18 protein-coding genes and 2 tRNA genes are annotated in these 17,160 nt (G+C 53.0%); 13 read left to right on the top strand and 7 right to left on the bottom strand.

The window, feature by feature from the left end; genetic code table 11:
* Nucleotides 1–165 precede the first annotated feature (165 nt).
* A complete protein-coding gene (locus tag QYC28_RS06575; RefSeq protein ID WP_302680035.1) occupies nt 166–1,842 on the bottom strand; it encodes a DUF3685 domain-containing protein in 1,677 nt (558 codons plus the stop codon).
* Nucleotides 1,843–1,939: 97 nt separating this feature from the next.
* Nucleotides 1,940–2,527: a Uma2 family endonuclease gene (locus QYC28_RS06570; protein WP_149819277.1), complete on the bottom strand. Its 588-nt coding sequence runs from the start codon at nt 2,525–2,527 to the stop codon at nt 1,940–1,942.
* A gap of 349 nt (nt 2,528–2,876) precedes the next feature.
* On the opposite strand from QYC28_RS06570, the gene QYC28_RS06565 reads away from it, so the two are divergent.
* The 7 genes from QYC28_RS06565 (at nt 2,877) to QYC28_RS06535 (ending at nt 7,845) form a co-directional block, all read left to right on the top strand.
* On the top strand, nt 2,877–3,890 hold the full coding sequence (locus QYC28_RS06565) for a hypothetical protein (protein WP_286649986.1): 1,014 nt from the start codon (nt 2,877–2,879) through the stop codon (nt 3,888–3,890).
* A 93-nt stretch (nt 3,891–3,983) separates the two neighbouring features.
* Complete coding sequence (locus QYC28_RS06560; protein WP_149819273.1) at nt 3,984–5,135, top strand: NAD-dependent epimerase/dehydratase family protein; 1,152 nt, start codon at nt 3,984–3,986, stop codon at nt 5,133–5,135.
* Between the two features lie 6 nt (nt 5,136–5,141).
* Entirely contained in the window at nt 5,142–5,978 is an 837-nt protein-coding gene (locus QYC28_RS06555; RefSeq protein ID WP_149819271.1) for a sulfurtransferase, read from the top strand.
* Between the two features lie 30 nt (nt 5,979–6,008).
* The gene (locus tag QYC28_RS06550; protein ID WP_149819269.1) at nt 6,009–6,605 is read left to right on the top strand and encodes a DUF3611 family protein; all 597 of its coding nucleotides are present in this window, start codon (nt 6,009–6,011) and stop codon (nt 6,603–6,605) included.
* A gap of 24 nt (nt 6,606–6,629) precedes the next feature.
* Entirely contained in the window at nt 6,630–7,334 is a 705-nt protein-coding gene (pyrF, locus tag QYC28_RS06545; protein WP_226972032.1) for an orotidine-5'-phosphate decarboxylase, read from the top strand.
* A 52-nt stretch (nt 7,335–7,386) separates the two neighbouring features.
* A tRNA-Val gene (locus QYC28_RS06540) sits at nt 7,387–7,458 on the top strand.
* Between the two features lie 54 nt (nt 7,459–7,512).
* Complete coding sequence (locus QYC28_RS06535) at nt 7,513–7,845, top strand: hypothetical protein (RefSeq protein ID WP_149819267.1); 333 nt, start codon at nt 7,513–7,515, stop codon at nt 7,843–7,845.
* On the opposite strand, the gene glmU is transcribed toward QYC28_RS06535, so the two are convergent.
* Nucleotides 7,842–9,191 carry a bifunctional UDP-N-acetylglucosamine diphosphorylase/glucosamine-1-phosphate N-acetyltransferase GlmU gene (glmU, locus tag QYC28_RS06530; RefSeq protein WP_302680034.1) on the bottom strand — a complete coding sequence of 450 codons (1,350 nt, stop codon included), beginning with the start codon at nt 9,189–9,191 and terminating at the stop codon, nt 7,842–7,844. The genes QYC28_RS06535 and glmU overlap by 4 nt on opposite strands.
* 214 nt (nt 9,192–9,405) lie before the next feature.
* On the opposite strand from glmU, the gene QYC28_RS06525 reads away from it, so the two are divergent.
* Genes QYC28_RS06525 through QYC28_RS06515 form a run of 3 tightly spaced genes read left to right on the top strand, consistent with a single transcriptional unit; the run spans nt 9,406 to nt 12,032 of the window.
* A complete protein-coding gene (locus QYC28_RS06525) occupies nt 9,406–10,134 on the top strand; it encodes an HpsJ family protein (protein ID WP_149819265.1) in 729 nt (242 codons plus the stop codon).
* A 37-nt stretch (nt 10,135–10,171) separates the two neighbouring features.
* Nucleotides 10,172–11,341 carry a SpoIID/LytB domain-containing protein gene (locus tag QYC28_RS06520; RefSeq protein ID WP_302680033.1) on the top strand — a complete coding sequence of 390 codons (1,170 nt, stop codon included), beginning with the start codon at nt 10,172–10,174 and terminating at the stop codon, nt 11,339–11,341.
* Between the two features lie 52 nt (nt 11,342–11,393).
* Nucleotides 11,394–12,032, top strand: a complete 639-nt coding sequence (locus tag QYC28_RS06515) for a histidine phosphatase family protein (RefSeq protein ID WP_206200125.1) — start codon at nt 11,394–11,396, stop codon at nt 12,030–12,032.
* 1 nt (nt 12,033) lies between these two features.
* Here the strand turns inward: QYC28_RS06515 and frr are convergent, their stop codons facing one another.
* The 3 genes from frr to QYC28_RS06500 form a co-directional block, all read right to left on the bottom strand.
* The gene (gene frr, locus QYC28_RS06510) at nt 12,034–12,582 is read right to left on the bottom strand and encodes a ribosome recycling factor (protein ID WP_149819259.1); all 549 of its coding nucleotides are present in this window, start codon (nt 12,580–12,582) and stop codon (nt 12,034–12,036) included.
* Nucleotides 12,569–13,297 carry a UMP kinase gene (pyrH, locus tag QYC28_RS06505; RefSeq protein WP_149819257.1) on the bottom strand — a complete coding sequence of 243 codons (729 nt, stop codon included), beginning with the start codon at nt 13,295–13,297 and terminating at the stop codon, nt 12,569–12,571. Before pyrH ends, frr begins: the two co-directional genes overlap by 14 nt.
* Before the next feature lie 52 nt (nt 13,298–13,349).
* Nucleotides 13,350–13,423, bottom strand: a tRNA-Arg gene (locus QYC28_RS06500).
* Between the two features lie 63 nt (nt 13,424–13,486).
* Here QYC28_RS06500 and nblR point away from each other — a divergent pair.
* The 3 genes from nblR to chrA all read left to right on the top strand — a co-directional run bounded on the left by nblR (nt 13,487) and on the right by chrA (nt 16,333).
* A complete protein-coding gene (nblR, locus tag QYC28_RS06495) occupies nt 13,487–14,176 on the top strand; it encodes a response regulator transcription factor NblR (protein ID WP_149819255.1) in 690 nt (229 codons plus the stop codon).
* Nucleotides 14,157–14,669 (top strand): DUF192 domain-containing protein, encoded by a 513-nt coding sequence (locus QYC28_RS06490; protein WP_149819253.1) that lies wholly within the window; start codon nt 14,157–14,159, stop codon nt 14,667–14,669. The genes nblR and QYC28_RS06490 overlap by 20 nt, the downstream gene beginning before the upstream one ends.
* A gap of 434 nt (nt 14,670–15,103) precedes the next feature.
* Nucleotides 15,104–16,333, top strand: a complete 1,230-nt coding sequence (gene chrA / locus QYC28_RS06485) for a chromate efflux transporter (RefSeq protein ID WP_286649982.1) — start codon at nt 15,104–15,106, stop codon at nt 16,331–16,333.
* Here the strand turns inward: chrA and QYC28_RS06480 are convergent.
* Entirely contained in the window at nt 16,330–17,121 is a 792-nt protein-coding gene (locus tag QYC28_RS06480) for a ParB N-terminal domain-containing protein (protein ID WP_302680032.1), read from the bottom strand. The genes chrA and QYC28_RS06480 overlap by 4 nt on opposite strands.
* Nucleotides 17,122–17,160: the final 39 nt, after the last annotated feature.

Below are 17,160 nucleotides of genomic sequence, written 5' to 3'. Positions count from 1 at the left end.
TGCCAGCAAGCTGAGCTATCAGACTTTCTTACAGAGGCTTTAGCACATCTCATAGAAACTATCCCCCAAGGGGCAGAGATAGTTACTTACCAGCCAGATTCTAACACCGTGTTCGTTGGCTTAAGGTTATCTCAAGGTTAGGAGCCGTTTAAGAATTAGGCCAGCTCAAGGTTTGGATGAGGTTTTTTGGGCTTCAGAGCGACTCCAGCCACTGCTAACCGACTGACCAATGCCCTGCAAAATGCCCTGACCAATGAGTCCCAAACCGCGACCAATCACCTGCGTCAGCAGATACACCACTCCCTTGCCGACCCAAGCCACCACTGCCCGTACTGGGGGGGCTAAAGCATCGCGCGCCTCCAGCGCCAAGGTCAGAGCGTAGGGAATCCCCTCGAGTTGCATCAGTTCCTGATGACGGGGGACGGTCAGCGCTAGTTCCTGAATTCCTCGCTCCGTGAGCCGCAGTAAGACCAAACGACTTTCAAAGATATCTTGGGGTTCCTTGACCCAGCGCCGCCAGCGGTAATGCCAAGAGAGAGCGTTGCGAAAGCGTTCCATTTCCCGCGTTGAGGTGTATTGCGGCTGAAAAAATGTCTGTTGAATCACTGCACTATAGCAACACCGATTCAGCAGCGGATAGACAATGCCATTGGCGACAGTGAGGAGCCAATGATCAAGGAGGGCATCGAGGATTTCCAAGGCGGCAGCGGTGCCGTAGCGATAGGTCTGCTGATGAATCACGAGGGGCTGTTGCACCAGTAAATGAGCCAGCATCTCCGCCACAAAGGGGATTGGCTTCAGATAAACGCTGGCCACAGTTTCTCTTTCTGTGAGCAATTGCTCAATCAGATCGGCGTCACTGCCGAGGGCAAAACGATAGGGACGAAAAAACTCCCGCAGGCTCTGTTCCCACAGGTCTTGCAGTAGGGAGCTACCCCGCTGGTGCAGAAATTCAATACTGGGTGGTGTTGCTTGTAAAGTGCGCACGAGGAGATCCCACTGCCGCAGGATGGTATAGAGCAGTTCCCGCCGCTGTTGTAGGGTGAGCACCTCTAACTCCAAAGGCCGCGACGTTAGGTTCAAGAGATCCGACTGCATCCGTTGTAAGCAGCGATCCACCAATTGGGAAATGATCTCAATCTGCGGACGCACGGGGGGCACCACTGGCGCAGGAGGGGCTTGACTCGGGTGTGGCAAGAAACGGGAGACTAACCAGCGGGCAGCACGAATTTCCCGATGGCGACCTTCACACACCAGCCGTTCGAGGGCAGAGAGGCGCGATCGCCCCAAGTACTGATCCAAAGCCTGTAACCACGCATCCATTTCCCCCAATCCCTGCTGCAGAACCTGATACCGCCAACGATCCCACGGATTGGGAAAGAGCACACTCAAGGGGGGTTTTGGAGGCGTGACGGTGTGAACGATTTCCCCTTGGGCAATGGCCAGAATTCCCGCCAAGAGATCACTCAGCGCCGTATTGCGATGGTAAATGCCTTCGACACCCGCCTGTTGGGCAAGGGAAACTAACTCAAGGGCAGCGGGTCGGACAGTGAGAATTATCCGCAGGGTAGGATAGTGCTGCTTCAACCACTGCCACAGCCAAGGGGTAGTGGCATCATTCACTGTGAGTTGGGCATCACAGAGAACAATCCAAGGCGTGCGTTCTTGATCGAGGGGCGTGTTTTCCAGATAGGTGATCAGACCATGGCCATCGTGAAAGACCAGCGGCTCAATCCCCAACTGCTGCTGAATTCCTGTCCAAAGGCCAAGGCGCACCACATCCTCTCCCTCGACAATGATGAGACCAAAGTTGGGGGAGGCATCAGCAGTGATAGGGGACATCGACATTTGCGCAAGACTTAGTTGGGGTTGGGACTATTCAGATATTGACTGACAAGCCGCGCCATGACAATTTGCCATGACAATTAAGGAATTCTTTTTAGGACTCACCTAACTCAACGTCTGCATAGAGATCACTGAGTTTGAAGGAAGTCTGTAACGAGGGCAGTAGCAGTTCCTGCGTAATATCTTGCCAAATCGTGAGCAGCCATTGATATTCAGCCTGCCGCAAATATTGTTCAACACAGGGGCGATCTTGGCTAATCAGGAGATATTCTTGCAGGGTTGGAATCTGGCGATAGTCGAAAAATTTTGTCCCGCGATCGCGATCCGCTGTCGAAGGCGATAAAACCTCAGCAATGAAAATCGGCTGCATCACCACATCGTTGCGTCCCGCCACCAAGGGCACCGGCTTCGGCGTCACCATGACATCAGGATAGTAGTACGACTGCGTTTCCGGAATCCAGAGGCGTTGATCTGTGACAAAGACGCGGTAGGGCTGTCCCTTGAGTGCCAAACTCAACAGAACAGTTAAGGAACGAACCAACTCGTTATGATTAACGCTGCCCCCGGGCATAGTGTAAAGTTCTCCTTGGCGATACTCATGGCGTTCCGTTGCCACCACTTCTTGAGCTAAGTAAGCTTCCGGAGTGAGGTACGTGACCGCTGGCTCCAATACTGTGGTCATCAGAGTTCCCGTCAACGCGATAGTTCAATCCTAAGCAATTCAACGCCCCTTTCTAACATATGGGGTACACGGTGAAATGTTCTTCTACTAGGGTTTTGAGCGTGGTCAATTCTTGGGACAGGGTCTGTCAGTGAAACGTCGCCAAATCAACCGCTTACTCCTCTGGGGAAATGCAGGCTTGGTAGCCAGTTTGACCCTCCGCCAATAGCGTGAAGCCCAAACGCGGGTTCCCGATGACAGCGAATTTCACCTGTTGTTTGGGACGGCAAGGTCTATATTGCCGCACGGGATGGTTATCCTTACTGTTTGGGGTAGGCTATACTGCTGAAGCTGTGCTTTTCTCCGACCGATGGAGCCAACGCCTGATTTTGTTTTGCCCATTCCGGCGGCGGATACGCCCCTTTCGGAAGAGGAATTTCTCCAACAGGTACGCCAAGCGTGGCAGGTGTGTGAACGCTTTGACCTGCAAACGGAGATCTGGCGGGGACAAATTTTGCGAGCCGTGCGCGATCGCTATCGCCATCAAGGGGATGAACGGGGGATAGGCTTTCAGCAGTGGCTCCAGGAACACGAAATCAGTAAACGCCGTGCCGATGATTTGATTCAGTTGGCCGATCGCGCCGATGAATTGCTCAAGGAACGTCCCCTGCCCCCCGAAGCCATTGCTCGCTTTAGTAAACGCGCCTTTTTGGAAACCGCCGCAGCGGATCCTGAGGTGCAAGCCCTGATTACCCAAGCCGCAGCAGCGGGCGATCGCATTACCCACCGTGAAGTGCGCCAACTGCAAGCGGAATGGACGGCTCTGCACTCTGATCTCCTACCGCCAGTGGTGCGCCAAAAGGCCAGCGATCGCACCCTTGCCCCCCGCTACATCGCTCCTCTAGTCAAAGAATTAGAAAAGCTCCCCCCCCAACAGCAGCAGGAACTCTCCCAAGAGCTGGCCAGCGACCCCAGTGTGGAAACGGTTAAGGAAATCACAGCGACGGCTCGCCAACTCAGCCGCTATCTGGAGGCCGCTCTCCAAATTCAAGCCCTCAACGCCCACCCTGTGGATCTGGAACAAGTCCTGATCGAAGCCCAGCGCCTTGAGCAACTGCAAACCGTTGCCGATCTTCTCCAGCAGGCAGCGCAACTGGAAAGCACCATTGCTCGGCTTTATACCACGTGGCAGCGCCTCAGCCATTTGAGCGATCGCCTCTACCAAGCATCGGGTGCCAGCACGCCCCAATTACAAGCCCTATTAGAAGCCTTGGATTTTCTCTCTGGGGATATGGTGCAAATTGAATTAGCGGGACAAATTGTTAAACTGCATATCTTCTCAGAAAGAGAAACGAATGCCCTAGATTCTCCTCCCGAATTCTAAACCAGTGGATCACCGATGTCCCCATTACTGGTAACGTGGTATGGAAGCCATTCAATGGCTGGCGGAGTAATTATCGATTTCAGCACGGTTAGCATGAGAGTCCTCGTAATTGGCGGTGATGGTTATTGCGGCTGGGCGACAGCCCTGTACCTTTCAAATCGTGGCCATGATGTGGCGATTTTGGATAGCCTCATTCGGCGTCATTGGGATGCTGAACTCTGTGTCGAAACCCTCACGCCGATCGCCCCCATTCAGCACCGTCTGCAACGCTGGCAGGATCTCACTGGCAAAAAGATTGGCCTTTATATTGGCGATATTTGTAACTATCACTTCCTTGAGCGCGCCATGCTGGAGTTTCAGCCCGAGGCGATCGTCCACTTTGGCGAACAGCGCTCCGCCCCCTACTCCATGATTGATCGGGAACACGCCGTCCTCACCCAAGTCAATAACGTGGTCGGCACCCTCAACCTACTGTACGCTATCCATACCCACAACCCTGACTGCCACCTTGTAAAACTGGGCACCATGGGTGAATACGGCACTCCTAACATTGACATTGAAGAGGGCTACATCACCATTGAGCACAATGGTCGCAAAGATACATTGCCCTATCCCAAGCAGCCCGGTAGCTTCTATCACCTCAGTAAAGTTCACGATAGCCACAACATTCACTTTGCTTGCCGCATTTGGGGCTTGCGTGCCACCGATTTGAACCAAGGGGTAGTCTATGGCGTGCTCACCGAAGAAACGGGCATGGATGAATTGCTGATCAACCGCCTTGACTACGACGGTATCTTTGGCACCGCCCTCAATCGCTTCTGTATTCAAGCTGCCATTGGTCATCCCCTGACGGTCTATGGCAAGGGGGGGCAAACTCGCGGCTTCTTGGATATTCGCGATACCGTGCGTTGTATCGAATTGGCCGTTAACAACCCCGCCGCACCGGGTGAATTCCGCGTCCTCAACCAGTTTACAGAACAGTTTAGTGTGGGCGACCTTGCCCACAAAGTTCAAGAAGCGGGTAAAGCCCTCGGCCTCAAGGTGGAAATCCAGCACCTCGAAAACCCCCGTGTTGAAAAAGAAGAGCACTACTTCAACGCCAAAAACACCAAATTGCTGGATCTGGGACTGCAACCCCACTACCTGTCGGATTCGCTCCTTGACTCCCTGCTGAACTTTGCCATCAAATACAAAGACCGAGTGGATGTCAATCACATTCTCCCGAAAGTGAAATGGCGCGCCTAAGCTCCTATGCCCCCCTATGCCGTAACGGCCTCTTGGTTGACTGAGCATTTGGCAGATCCAACGGTTGTGATTGTGGACTGCCGCTTTGACCTCATGGACACGACGCGCGGGCAACGGGAGTATGCCCAAGGGCACCTGCCGGGTGCCTATTATCTCGACCTAGAGCAGGATCTCTCCAGCCCTCGGCAAGAACATGGCGGCCGTCATCCCTTACCTGATCCCGAGAAATTAGCAGCACGGCTGAATGAGATCGGGGTAACTCCAGAGACGCTAGTGGTGGCCTACGATGACTCACGGTTTGCCTATGCGGCTCGCTGCTGGTGGCTTTTGCGCTGGTTGGGGCACGATCGCGCAGCGGTGCTTGATGGTGGCTATCGCGCCTATGTCGAAGCTGGGTATCCGACAACCACTGAGGTTCCCTCGCTTCGGCCGGGCAATTTCCAGCCCCATCCTCATCCGGAGTGGGTAGTGGATCGCGCTGCCGTGATAGCTGCTCAAGCTGCCCCCCAGACAGTGATTGTGGATGCCCGCGAACCCCGTCGCTATCGCGGTGAAATTGAACCGATTGACCCCGTGGCAGGTCATATTCCCGGAGCAGTGAATTATCCGTGGCAGGCCATCTCCGATGCACAGGGGCGACTCAAATCGGTTGCCGAACTGCAAGCCCACTGGCAGCCCTTGGCTGCGGCTGAGCAAATCATTGTCTATTGCGGGTCGGGGGTAACCGCCTGTGTGGATATTTTGGGGCTGGCGATCGCTGGCCTGCATCAAACCAAGCTCTATGCGGGCAGTTGGAGCGATTGGTGTTCCTACTTGGCGGCACCCCATGGCCCTTCGCTATGATCAAGCCTAAGCCCTCTTCCTCACCCGACCATGGAACGTCTTCCCGGTAATGCCCCCCCACCATCCCATCGCAGTACGACCCAACCTCTCCACCGTCTTGGCCGTGAACTGCAACGCTTTGGCTGGATTGGCTTTTGGACACAGGTCGTCCTTGGCTTTGTCTCGCTGTTGATTATTATCATCGTTGTTTTTAGTCGTCAATTTAATATCAATCGTCCGCAAAATGGCATGAATAGTCCCACACTGGGCTTAGTGCTGGCGATTATTGGTCTAGTGTTTTTGGGCGTGAGTATTTACTGCTGCTATCGCTATCCGCAACTGGGACGACGCTTGGATCGCCCAGAAAAACGCCCGACCAAGGAGCACGTGATCCGCAGCTTGAATATTGGTCTCTGGGTAAATATTGCTGGCATGATTTTTACGGTGGCTGCCGCCGAGTGGAATGTGGGCATGTTGTTGCTCAAGGTGCTGTCGATTCCCCAAGGGGCGGCGGTCTATGCCACTAATGTCTTGATTGAGCCGTTGGAGATTTTTGTGATTCAGGCGAAGGTGAATACGATTGCCGCTCAGTTGACGGGTATTATTGTGGCGCTGTGGTTGTTGCGCTGTGTGCGCCGTCCCCTGTGAATCGTCTGAGGAGATCCAAGAGACTTGTTTAATTCTCAAGAGGCTGTTGCCAGCAAAATTATTGTGGCCTTGGATGTGCCCAATTTGGAGGTGGCGATCGCCACTATTCATACGCTGCCCCAAGTGCAATTTTGGAAGGTGGGGCTAGAACTCTTTTGTGCCAGCGGGCCGATTATTCTCGATGTCCTCAAGGATCAGGGGAAGCGTATCTTTCTCGATTTGAAGCTCCACGATATTCCCAATACGGTGGCCGCCGCAGCCCGGGCGATCGCCCCCTATGGCGTGGACTTTGTGACTATCCATGCGGCAACGGGATTAGCGGGTCTGAAAAGCGCGCAGGCGGCTCTAGGGGGAAGCGCCACCCAACTCATTGGGGTGACCTTGCTCACCAGCATTGACGCAAACACCCTGCAGCAAGAACTCCAGATTCCCCTTGATCCGGCCACCTATGTTGAACGCATGGCTGATCTGGCCCATCAAGCGGGACTGGCGGGCATTGTCTGCTCTCCTCAGGAGGCGGCACGGGTAAAACAACGCTGCGGAGAGGAGTTCTTGAGAATTTGTCCGGGGATTCGCCCCCTTGGTACTGCCACAGGGGATCAAGCGCGATCGCTGACGCCCAATGCCGCCTTTGCTGCTGGTGCCTCTTATCTTGTGATTGGCCGTCCGATTTTACAAGCAGCGGATCCCGCCGCAACCTTTGATGAAATTTGCCGCCGCCTCGTCTGAGCGATTTACAAAAGCCTGCAAACCAAGATATGATTAAAAATTGTCTGAACTAGGGCGATTAGCACAGTGGTAGCGCACTTCCTTCACACGGAAGGGGTCACTGGTTCGAATCCAGTATCGCCCATTGCTGACTGCAAGTTATAAGATGAACTTAATCAGACGAGTTTAGGACTCTGCCATGAGTACCCCAATTCCGCCGCTTCAACTTCCCCCCTGTGGTGACTGCACTGCGGATGCGGCATGGTTGGAGGCAGCTCTTCTCGATTGGCTCAACACCGAGTATTTACCGGAAGCTGTGAATCTGGCGATCGCCCAGCGAGCCGCCCAAGTGTACCGCCGTCAGCGACTAGAAGGGGAGCATGATCTTGGCGGCATTCTCTTGGCTCTGGTCACGGAGTTGCAAGAGTTTGATTTTTCCCAAAGCTTCTATAGCGAGTTTGCGGTTGCTAATGCGGTGAGTGATCTGCTCCTGCGGCGGCTGGGCATTGAACCCTGCTGTGGGGCGGGCTAGGCTTTGGGGTGCCAGTTGGGCTTGACCACTTGACGACAGCGGGCAATGACAAGGGCATGATCCGGTACATCTTCTGTCACCGTTGAACCCGCCGCCACCGTAACATTTTCGCCGAGGGTTACCGGAGCCACTAAAACACTGTTAGCCCCTGTCTTGGTGCCGCTACCAATATGGGTGGGGTGCTTGCGCACGCCGTCGTAGTTGGCGGTAATGGTTCCTGCCCCGATATTGACGCGATCGCCCAAGGTGGCATCGCCTAGGTAGGACAGATGAGAGGCCTTGGTGTCACTGCCCAACTGCGCTTTTTTTAGCTCGACAAAGTTACCAATGCGGCAGTGATCGGCAACCAGACTTTGCTGGCGGATGTGGGCAAAAGGCCCCACTTGGGTATCATGGCCAATCTCACTGTCGCTAATCACGGCATAGCGAGCCGTCACCCGTTCGCCAATCACACTGTTTTCAATCAAAGTGCCGGGGCCAATGATGCTACCACTGCCAATACGGGTTTGGCCGCGCAGGTGAGTTTGGGGTTCAATCACCACATCGGGAGCCAGCTCCACGGTGTCCTCAATGGTAATGCTGGCCGGATCAATCAGGGTCACCCCCGCCTGCATCCAAGCAGTTTTGATGCGATTTTGCAGCACTTGATAGGCTGCCGCCAACTGCACGCGATCGTTAACGCCCAAAATTTCCTCATAGTCTTCCACGTCCACCGCCATCACAGGACTGAGGGCATTGACGGCATCCGTGAGGTAGTATTCCTGCTGATCATTGTTGGCTTGGAGATAGGGCAACACAGCAGCAAGTTGGGGCCAGTGGAAACAATACACCCCAGCATTGATGCGGCGGTTTTGCTTTTGGGCTGTGGTGCAGTCACGGTCTTCAATAATTTGCTTCAAGATATTCTGACTGTCACAAATCACACGGCCATAGCCCTGGGGGTTGGGAATTTGTGCCGTTAAAATGGTGGCTGCATTGTTGTGTTGCTGGTGGACTGCGAGCAAGTGTGCTAGCGTCTCGCCACGCAAGAGGGGCACATCGCCGTTAAGTACCAAAAGATGGCCTTCATAGTCCTTGAGGTGGGGCAAAAGCTGCTGTACCGCATGACCCGTTCCCAGTTGTTCGCGCTGCTCGACAAATTCCACGTGGGGTTGATCCGCTAAGGCAGCCCGCACTGTGTCTCCCCCATAACCAATGATCACAAACTGCCGTTGCGGTTGCAGAGATTGAACTTGGTGCAAAACCCAGCCCACCAGCGATCGCCCACCTAGGGGATGGAGAACTTTTGGCAGCGAGGATTTCATCCGTGTGCCTCGTCCTGCCGCTAAGACTGCCACAATGACCATGGATTTGTTGTGCCTCAATGCGCAAAGGGATGGCGAACGAGCAATACTGGGGAGAAGCAGCCCAGCCGCATCAGCGCCATGCACAATTGGAGTATACCAAGGTTGCGGTAGCCAAAGATAGCAGCGCCATAGGCGAGTCAATGGGTCCAAGATGAATCAACGGCACCAAAATCCAGTAAGGTTGATGCAGTAGTTGACGAGTCACTCACAGTCCATGACCGCTTCCAAATCAACCAAGCGACCTGTCCCCTTGGCGGCTCAGTTCCTAAAACTGGTGGGAATCATCCTGCTCCTCACCTTCTTGGTCGAGTGGGGTATCCTCTTTATTACTCCCCAGTTCAATAACAGCCAGTGGCAACTCACGGTCGTCAACCAATTCATTGAGCGCGGTGCCACCCCCTTGATTGGGTTTGTCTTTATCTACACTGGCTTTTGGATTCAAGCGGTTTCTGGCAGTACGACGCAGCCGGAGCCGGGGGAACCTGCCCTCAAGGATTGGCGATTTTGGGTCTTTGTCCTCTCGAGTTTGCTAGGATTGCTCTGCCTGCTGGGGATTCCCCTCTACCTATCGATTACGGGGCAAATTATGGAACAGGCGGTCAACCAAATCAATCAAGAGGCGGCACAGGCAGAAATTCGGGTTGAGCAGGAACAGCAGCAAATTAAACAACTGGCCAGTAGCGGTCAACTGGAGCAACTCCTGAAAAGCAATCAACTCCCCCCCGATCAACGGGCGATTCTCGAGCAGTTACAAAAAGACCCCCAAGCCCTTGATAAACAAGCGGGTCAGGCACGGGAGCGCATCCGCAACCAGCAACAAGAAGCGGTGAATCGAGCGCAACAGGAAGCCTTTGTGAATCGTCTAAGGGTAGGCATTCGTAGTTTTCTATTGGCAGTGGGCTTTATTACCATTGGTTGGAGTGGTCTGCGCGAGCACCGCTAGGCATCGTCACCATTGCCGCCTACCTGAGGAGTAGAACATGCTTTACCTCATTGTGCGTTGGCGTCTTCTGTCGCAGTCGCTGGGTCTTGGCTGCTTGATCAGCCTGCTCCTACAACTGACGGCCGCAGCAGTGGAATTGCGGGTCGCGGTTTTAGATCGGGTACGTCAAGTAACAATTAGTAGCTCCACCCCAGCGCAATTACGGGATGAGGCGGGTCGGGTGCTGACAGTGGCACCGCAGCAGAATATTACGGCGGTTCTGACGGGGGCGGGGGTACAAGCAGGGGGTGTGCGGGGGCGGCAAGTTTTCCTCGAACCTCGAGACAATGGCCTCGTCCGGGTGGGCGATCGCTGGTATCGCGGGCGGTTGCAATTGGTGAGTACCAGTGAGGGGATGATCGCCATCAACCTTGTGGATTTAGAGGAGTATCTGCCCAGTGTCGTTGGTAAGGAAATGTATCCCTCTTGGCCGCTGGAAGCCCTCAAAGCTCAAGCGGTGGCCTCCCGTTCCTTTGTCCTCTTTCGGCGCGATCGCGAACGCCGTCGTCCCGGTAGTCTTTTTGATGTGGGTGCCACCGTCACCCATCAGGTGTATCCGGGGGTCAGTTCAGAAACCGCCAGTACCCTAGCTGCCGTTGCCGCCACCCGCGGTCAAGTGCTCACCTACAATGGCCAAATCATTGAAGCCGTCTTCCATGCCTCCTCAGGGGGTCACACTGAAAATTCAGAGCACATTTGGCAAAATGCCGTTCCCTACCTGCGCGGTACCCCTGACTTTGACCAAGTCTCCCCCAACTTTCAGTGGACGGTGCGTTTCACCGCGGCACAACTGCAACAACGCCTCCCCGGTATTGGTACCATCGTTGGCTTTCGCCCCTTGCAATTGTCCCCCCAAGGGCGAGTCATGGCAGTGCAAGTGGTGGGCACAGCGGGTAGCCGCACCATTTCAGGCAGTGAACTACGGCGGGTGTTGGGATTGCGCAGTACCCTACTGACAATTACGCCAGAGTATGGCAATGTGGCCAGTCAAGGGGGGCACAGTGTGCCAGTGGCCTTTACAATGACTGGCCGAGGTCACGGTCATGGCTTGGGCATGAGTCAATGGGGGGCTTACGGTATGGCATTACAGGGCTACACCTACGACCAAATTTTGGGGCATTATTACCAAGGCGTTACATTGAGTGTATTGGACACGACTCAGCGTTGACGAGCTTTGTGCCCCTCGACTATGCTGCCCCTAGCGGTATGGGGTGAAGGTTGTGGTCTTAACACTCTATTTCTTGCGCCACGGGCAAACTAGCTTTAGTCGCGCCAATGCCTACTGTGGAGAACTGGATCCACCCTTAACGGATGCCGGTCTAGCGATGGCTGAGGCCTTTGCCGAACACTATGCTCAGTTGCCTTGGCAAGCCGTCTTTGTCAGTCCCACGTTGCGCACGCGAACCACGGCACAGTTTTTGTGCGATCGCGTCGGTCTCCAGATGCAGGTTCGCGATGGTCTGCGGGAAATTTACTATGGTCAGTGGGAAGGCCTCTCCCCGGAAGAGGTGAATGCCAAGTTCCACGATGACTATGTGCGCTGGCTGGCGGATCCGGGCTGGAATGCCCCCACAGGGGGTGAGCGGGGGATTGACATCTACTACCGCAGTAATGCCGTTCTCCTAGAAATTGAGCGGGAGTATCCCGACGGCAATGTTCTGCTGGTTTCCCACAAGGCCACCATTCGGATTATGCTCTGTGGTCTTCTGGGTATTGATGTGGGACGATTTCGCGATCGCATTGCTGCCCCAGTAGCCAGTGTCAGTATTGTCGAATATACCTCCCGTGGGCCATTGCTCCTTGCCCTTGCGGAGCGATCGCACCTGAGTCCCGAACTGCGGCACTTGCCGGGCACCTAGCCTATACGGTCATAATGTCCTTTTCTTTCTCGGCGAGCAGGGCATCAATTTTACCGATGTATTTATCGGTGAGCTTTTGCACTTTCTCTTGCAAGTCTTTCACTTCGTCTTCAGTGAGTTCGCCGGCTTTGCCCTCTTTTTTGATGTGATCAATGGCATCACGACGGATGTTGCGAATGGCAACTTTGCCCCCTTCGGCAATTTTGGCGGCAGTTTTCACCAGTTCTTTGCGTCGCTCTGTGGTCAAGGGCGGAATATTGAGGCGGACGCTGGAGCCATCGTTGTTGGGCGTCAATCCTAAGTCAGAGAGTTGAATGGCTTTTTCAATGCTTGCCAATGTGGAGCGATCGTAGGGCTGAATCAAAATCGTGGTTGCATCGGGGGTAGAGATATTGGCCAAGGAGCGCAGGGGGGTTTCCGTGCCGTAGTAGTCCACCATCACCCGGTCTAATAACGCCGCGTTGGCGCGACCCGTGCGGATACTATTAAAGTCATGCTGGGTTGCTTCAACCGATTTTTGCATCCGCTCTTCGACATCAGCTAATTTCACAGGAGCCTCCAACCATCGTACCAATGGGTTCCCCAGTCAAGGCACGGTAGATATTACCGGCCGTTTCTAAACTAAACACAATAATGGGGATATCATTATCTTTACACAGGGCGATCGCTGTACTGTCCATCACCGCCAAGTTATGGGTAAGGGCATGGGTATAGGTGAGACTGCGGTAGCGACGCGCGTTAGGATTTTTGTGGGGATCGGCGTCATAGACGCCATCTACTTTAGTGGCTTTGAAAATGACTTCCGCATCAATTTCGGCAGCTCGCAGGGCGGCTGTTGTGTCAGTGGTAAAAAAGGGATTTCCTGATCCTGCCCCAAAGATCACTACTCGTCCCTTTTCCAGATGACGAATGGCACGACGACGAATATAGGGTTCGGCTACCTCCTGCATAGCAATGGCAGTTTGTACCCGCGTAGGGACATTCATTTGTTCGAGGGCGTCCTGCAGGGTCAGGGCATTCATAACGGTGGCAATCATACCGATGTAGTCTGCGGTCGCCCGATCCATGCCAGCAGCCGCTCCTTTCACACCGCGAAAGATATTGCCACCCCCCACCACAATGGCAGTTTGAACTCCCGCTTGCACCACCTGAGCAATTTCGTTGGCAAATGCCTGCACCACTTTTGGATCAATGCCGTAGTTCAGGTTGCCCATGAGGGCTTCACCGCTCAATTTGAGCAATACGCGGCGATATTTAGGACTCATTGCGAGGATTCTTGCACTCCAATACGCTCCCCATCAACGATAGCAGGTTAGACGCGCCCGGTTGGACTCGAACCAACGACCAATCGCTTAGAAGGCGAGTGCTCTATTCCGCTGAGCTACGGGCGCATTTTTGAACATTTTCCCACAAGGCATAAGCTGAAAGTAAGATCTTCATAAGGGATGATTGAGATGGAGCTAAATTCTCCCCCTTCACGTTTACTTTTGGTCTGCGCTGACAACCCCTTGTCACAGCGCATGGGGCAAGACCTCCAAGCCGCAGGCTATGACCCTGTGATTGCAACAACGGAAAAGGAATGTCACTTGGCCTGCGCAGAATGGCAGCCTGCCCTGATCATCATGGACCGCTATTTGGGGCGGCTCAACAGTATGGAGTTGTGCCAGCGGTTGCGCCAGCAGGGGATTAGTTTGCCAATTCTACTGATGCTGGAGAGCGATCGCCTAGAGGATCGGGTGGCGGTGCTGGAGTCGGGTGCCGATGATTACCTACTGCTGCCCTATAGTCCCAAGCCCTTTTTGCAAATGATTCAGCTTTATCTGAAGCCGCCAGTCACCCAAAGTGAGGTGTTGCGATTTGATAATTTGACCCTTGATCTCTTGACGCGGCGGGCGGAGCGCAATGGGCGCACGATCGATCTAACGATGAAGGAGTATGAACTACTGAAGTTTCTCATGGAGCATCCCCGCGAAGTCCTTACCCGTGAGCAAATTTTAGAAAATGTCTGGGGCTATGACTTTTTGGGAGAATCCAACGTCATTGAAGTCTATATTCGCTATCTGCGGTTGAAGATTGAACCCGATGGCGAAAAACGGTTAATTCACACAGTGCGAGGAGTGGGCTATGTTCTCCGTGAAGCGTAAGATGCGCGGGTTGGTTCTGGGATTGGTCACGTTGGGGTTACTGCTGGGCTGTCAAAGTCTGAGCCAAGGGGATCCGGCCGCACCCCCGCAAATGGTTCGCGGCATTCCGCAATATCTACCCATTACGGCCAAGGCACGCATTCACGATACATGGATTCAGTTGGAAGTGGCGCGCACGCCGGCACAGCAGCAGTTGGGCTTGATGTTTCGTCCTGAATTGCCGGGCGATCGCGGGATGCTGTTTCCCATCTCTCCGCCTCAAGTGGCCAGCTTCTGGATGAAGAACTGCCTTATTCCCCTTGACTTGATTTTTCTCAGGGACGGTAAAGTAGTGGCGATCGCCCCCGAAGCTCCCCCTTGTCAAACACTCCCTTGCCCCACCTACGAATCCGGGATTCCCGTGGATGCCGTTTTAGAGCTGGCGGGTGGCCGCGCCGCTGAATTGGGACTTAAGGTCAATGATCCTGTGGAGATACAGTACTTGGCGCCTTGATTGATGGACAGGGTTCCTTAACTCTTAAGGATTGTTATTATTCCAAAGCAATTTAATTAAATTCCGTGCTGTAGCTTTGGTAATAAACTCCCTTAGTTTCCTAGCCTCTTCTACAGCCGTTGTATCTCCTTTTTTTTCACTACTTTTTTCTTCAATTAGAGTAAAAATTAGACCCACGATGCCAATAGCGGTCATGGTCTTTAGGTAGGTCGGTGATTTAGAGAACTTGTCGAGCATAGTCTAAATTTTTGCAAGAAGTTTTGTGGCTAATATAATTTAGCCAAAATCCTAAATTAAGCGCCAAAACCCTGTCAAGGTTTGTTTCACATTTTTTACCTTATCCACAATTGCCGTTACCCCCTCTTGTTTGTTGTTTAACTATATGGCAATATAAGAAAATATAATTAGCTACAGCCATCGCGAGGGAACAAGCCATGCTGGAGTCCGAGGAAGAGTCGTCGTCCCCCCTGCCTCTGAATCTCTGGGAAATGACCGCTGTATTTCTGAAACTGGGCAGTATTGGCTTTGGCGGTGGAATTGCCATGATCGCCCTCATGGAAAATGAGTTTGTTAAGCGACGGCGGCTCTTGGCCATTGATGAATTTCTGCACGGGGTTGCCCTCAGTCAAATCCTAGGATCGTTCCCGGTCAATACGGCGCTCTTTATTGGTTATCGCCTCCATGGCTTTTGGGGTGGTCTGTTGGGTAGTCTGACCTTTCTGCTGCCGTCTGTGGTGGCGGTGATTTTACTATCTTGGCTTTATTTTGGGTTTCATACGATTCCCTCGTTGCAAGGTGCCCTAGCGGGGCTAACGCCAGTGGTCATTGGCATTATCTTGGCAGCAGTCTGGTCAATGGGGCAAAAGTCTGTGCGCTCGACGGTAACGATCGCGATCGCCATTGCGGCCTGTCTCGGCAGTTTGACCCACATTAATCCCTTGCTCATCCTTGGCAGTGGTGGCATTATTGGTCTCATTCTCCAACTCAGCCCACCGACAAAAACCACAAAACTCCAAACTTCCCAAAAATCCGCCCTCGTTGGCTTACCCCTAGCGATCCAGACCTTACCCCACCAAGCTGCCCAAATGGCCACTGCCTCTTCTCAACCCGTTCAGTGGCTGACCCTAGTGCTTACCTTCCTCAAAGTGGGCATTGTTTTCTTTGGTGGTGGCTTTGTCCTGATCCCGGTGTTGAAACAACTGTTGATCGATCAGTTGCATTGGCTAACGCAGCAGGAATTTATTGATGGTGTGGCTATTAGTCAATTGACCCCAGGGCCGATCGCTGTCATTGCCACTTTTGCGGGATTCCGTGTTGCTGGTATTGGTGGTGCTTTTTTGGCAACGGTGGCCTTATTTTTGCCCTCCCTATTATTGATGTTTGCTCTTGCCCACTACTATCAAGTGGTGAAGCATCTCCAACGGGTGAAGCAATTTTTGGCAGGGGTCAATCCTGCGGTGGTGGGTATGGTGTTGTCAGCAGCCATTAACCTTGCGCCTGCCATTCTCCACCTCGATCAGCCCGTCAGTCTCATTCTCAATAGCGTGCTCTTGGTCTTTTCCCTTGTAGCGATTACGCGCCTCAAATGGCACCCAGCGATCGCCCTTGCTGTGGGAGCAACAGTTGGATTATGCGGTGGCCAATGGTTAACTGGCACGGCCTAGAGAGGAAAACTCAAACTTGCTGGTACAGGGCACTTTTCGAGTTTTGCAAGGGTCTGAGACTTCAGTTTCAAAATTTCTTTAAGATGAATGAGAGACTGAAAGGGAGATTGAGTACGAGATTCAATAATCTTTTTGATATATTTTCGACTGCTTTTTTTACTTACTCCTGCATTTATAAGCCACTGTTGGATTTCAGCTTCGGAACCTTGATTAAGCAAGCGTATTTTTAACTGAGGTTGGTTGCGATCTGCCGAGGAGGCTGATAGCATTGTTGTTGGTGTAGACAGTGACACTTGTGACAGTGGTAAGCTATCCAGTTTGGCATTGATGTTTACTAGAGCTGCCTCCATTTCTTTTAGGGACTGAAAAATGGCTTGATTTTGCTCTAGAAGCTGCTGAAGGAGTGTCTTGGTAAGATTTCCGTTGAAGTTGCTCGCTGGTGAGTCAAAAGCTAAAGGATCTGTAGTTTGTTCTTGCTTTTGTTCTTCTGTTACCTCAGAAATTGCGGAGTTAGGCTGAATTTGATTGAGGATGGCAGCTTCTATTTCTGGCGTGTCGTTTTCCTCAAGAATCAGGGCATTGATTTCTTTAAGATTGGCTTTTTGGGCAGCATAATACTGCTGATGACCTGACAAGAGTTTGAAGCGATGACAGGCTAAGCGATCGCCCAAACGCCGCACCACTAGCGGTGGAAAACAGATACCTGCTTTGAGAATTGAACTAGCCAGTTCCTCGATCCTTCCCTGATCTGCGGGCACAAGGTCAGGGCTCAGTTCAATCGCTGTCAATTGAATACGTTTGCTATTGACCATTGCATTTTAGGGTTG

Source organism: Thermosynechococcus sp. HY596, assembly GCF_030518715.1.
In the GTDB taxonomy this organism is placed as follows: Bacteria; Cyanobacteriota; Cyanobacteriia; order Thermosynechococcales; family Thermosynechococcaceae; genus Thermosynechococcus.
Note: the sequence above shows the minus strand (reverse complement) of the source record. Positions and strands in the feature narration are given on the sequence as shown.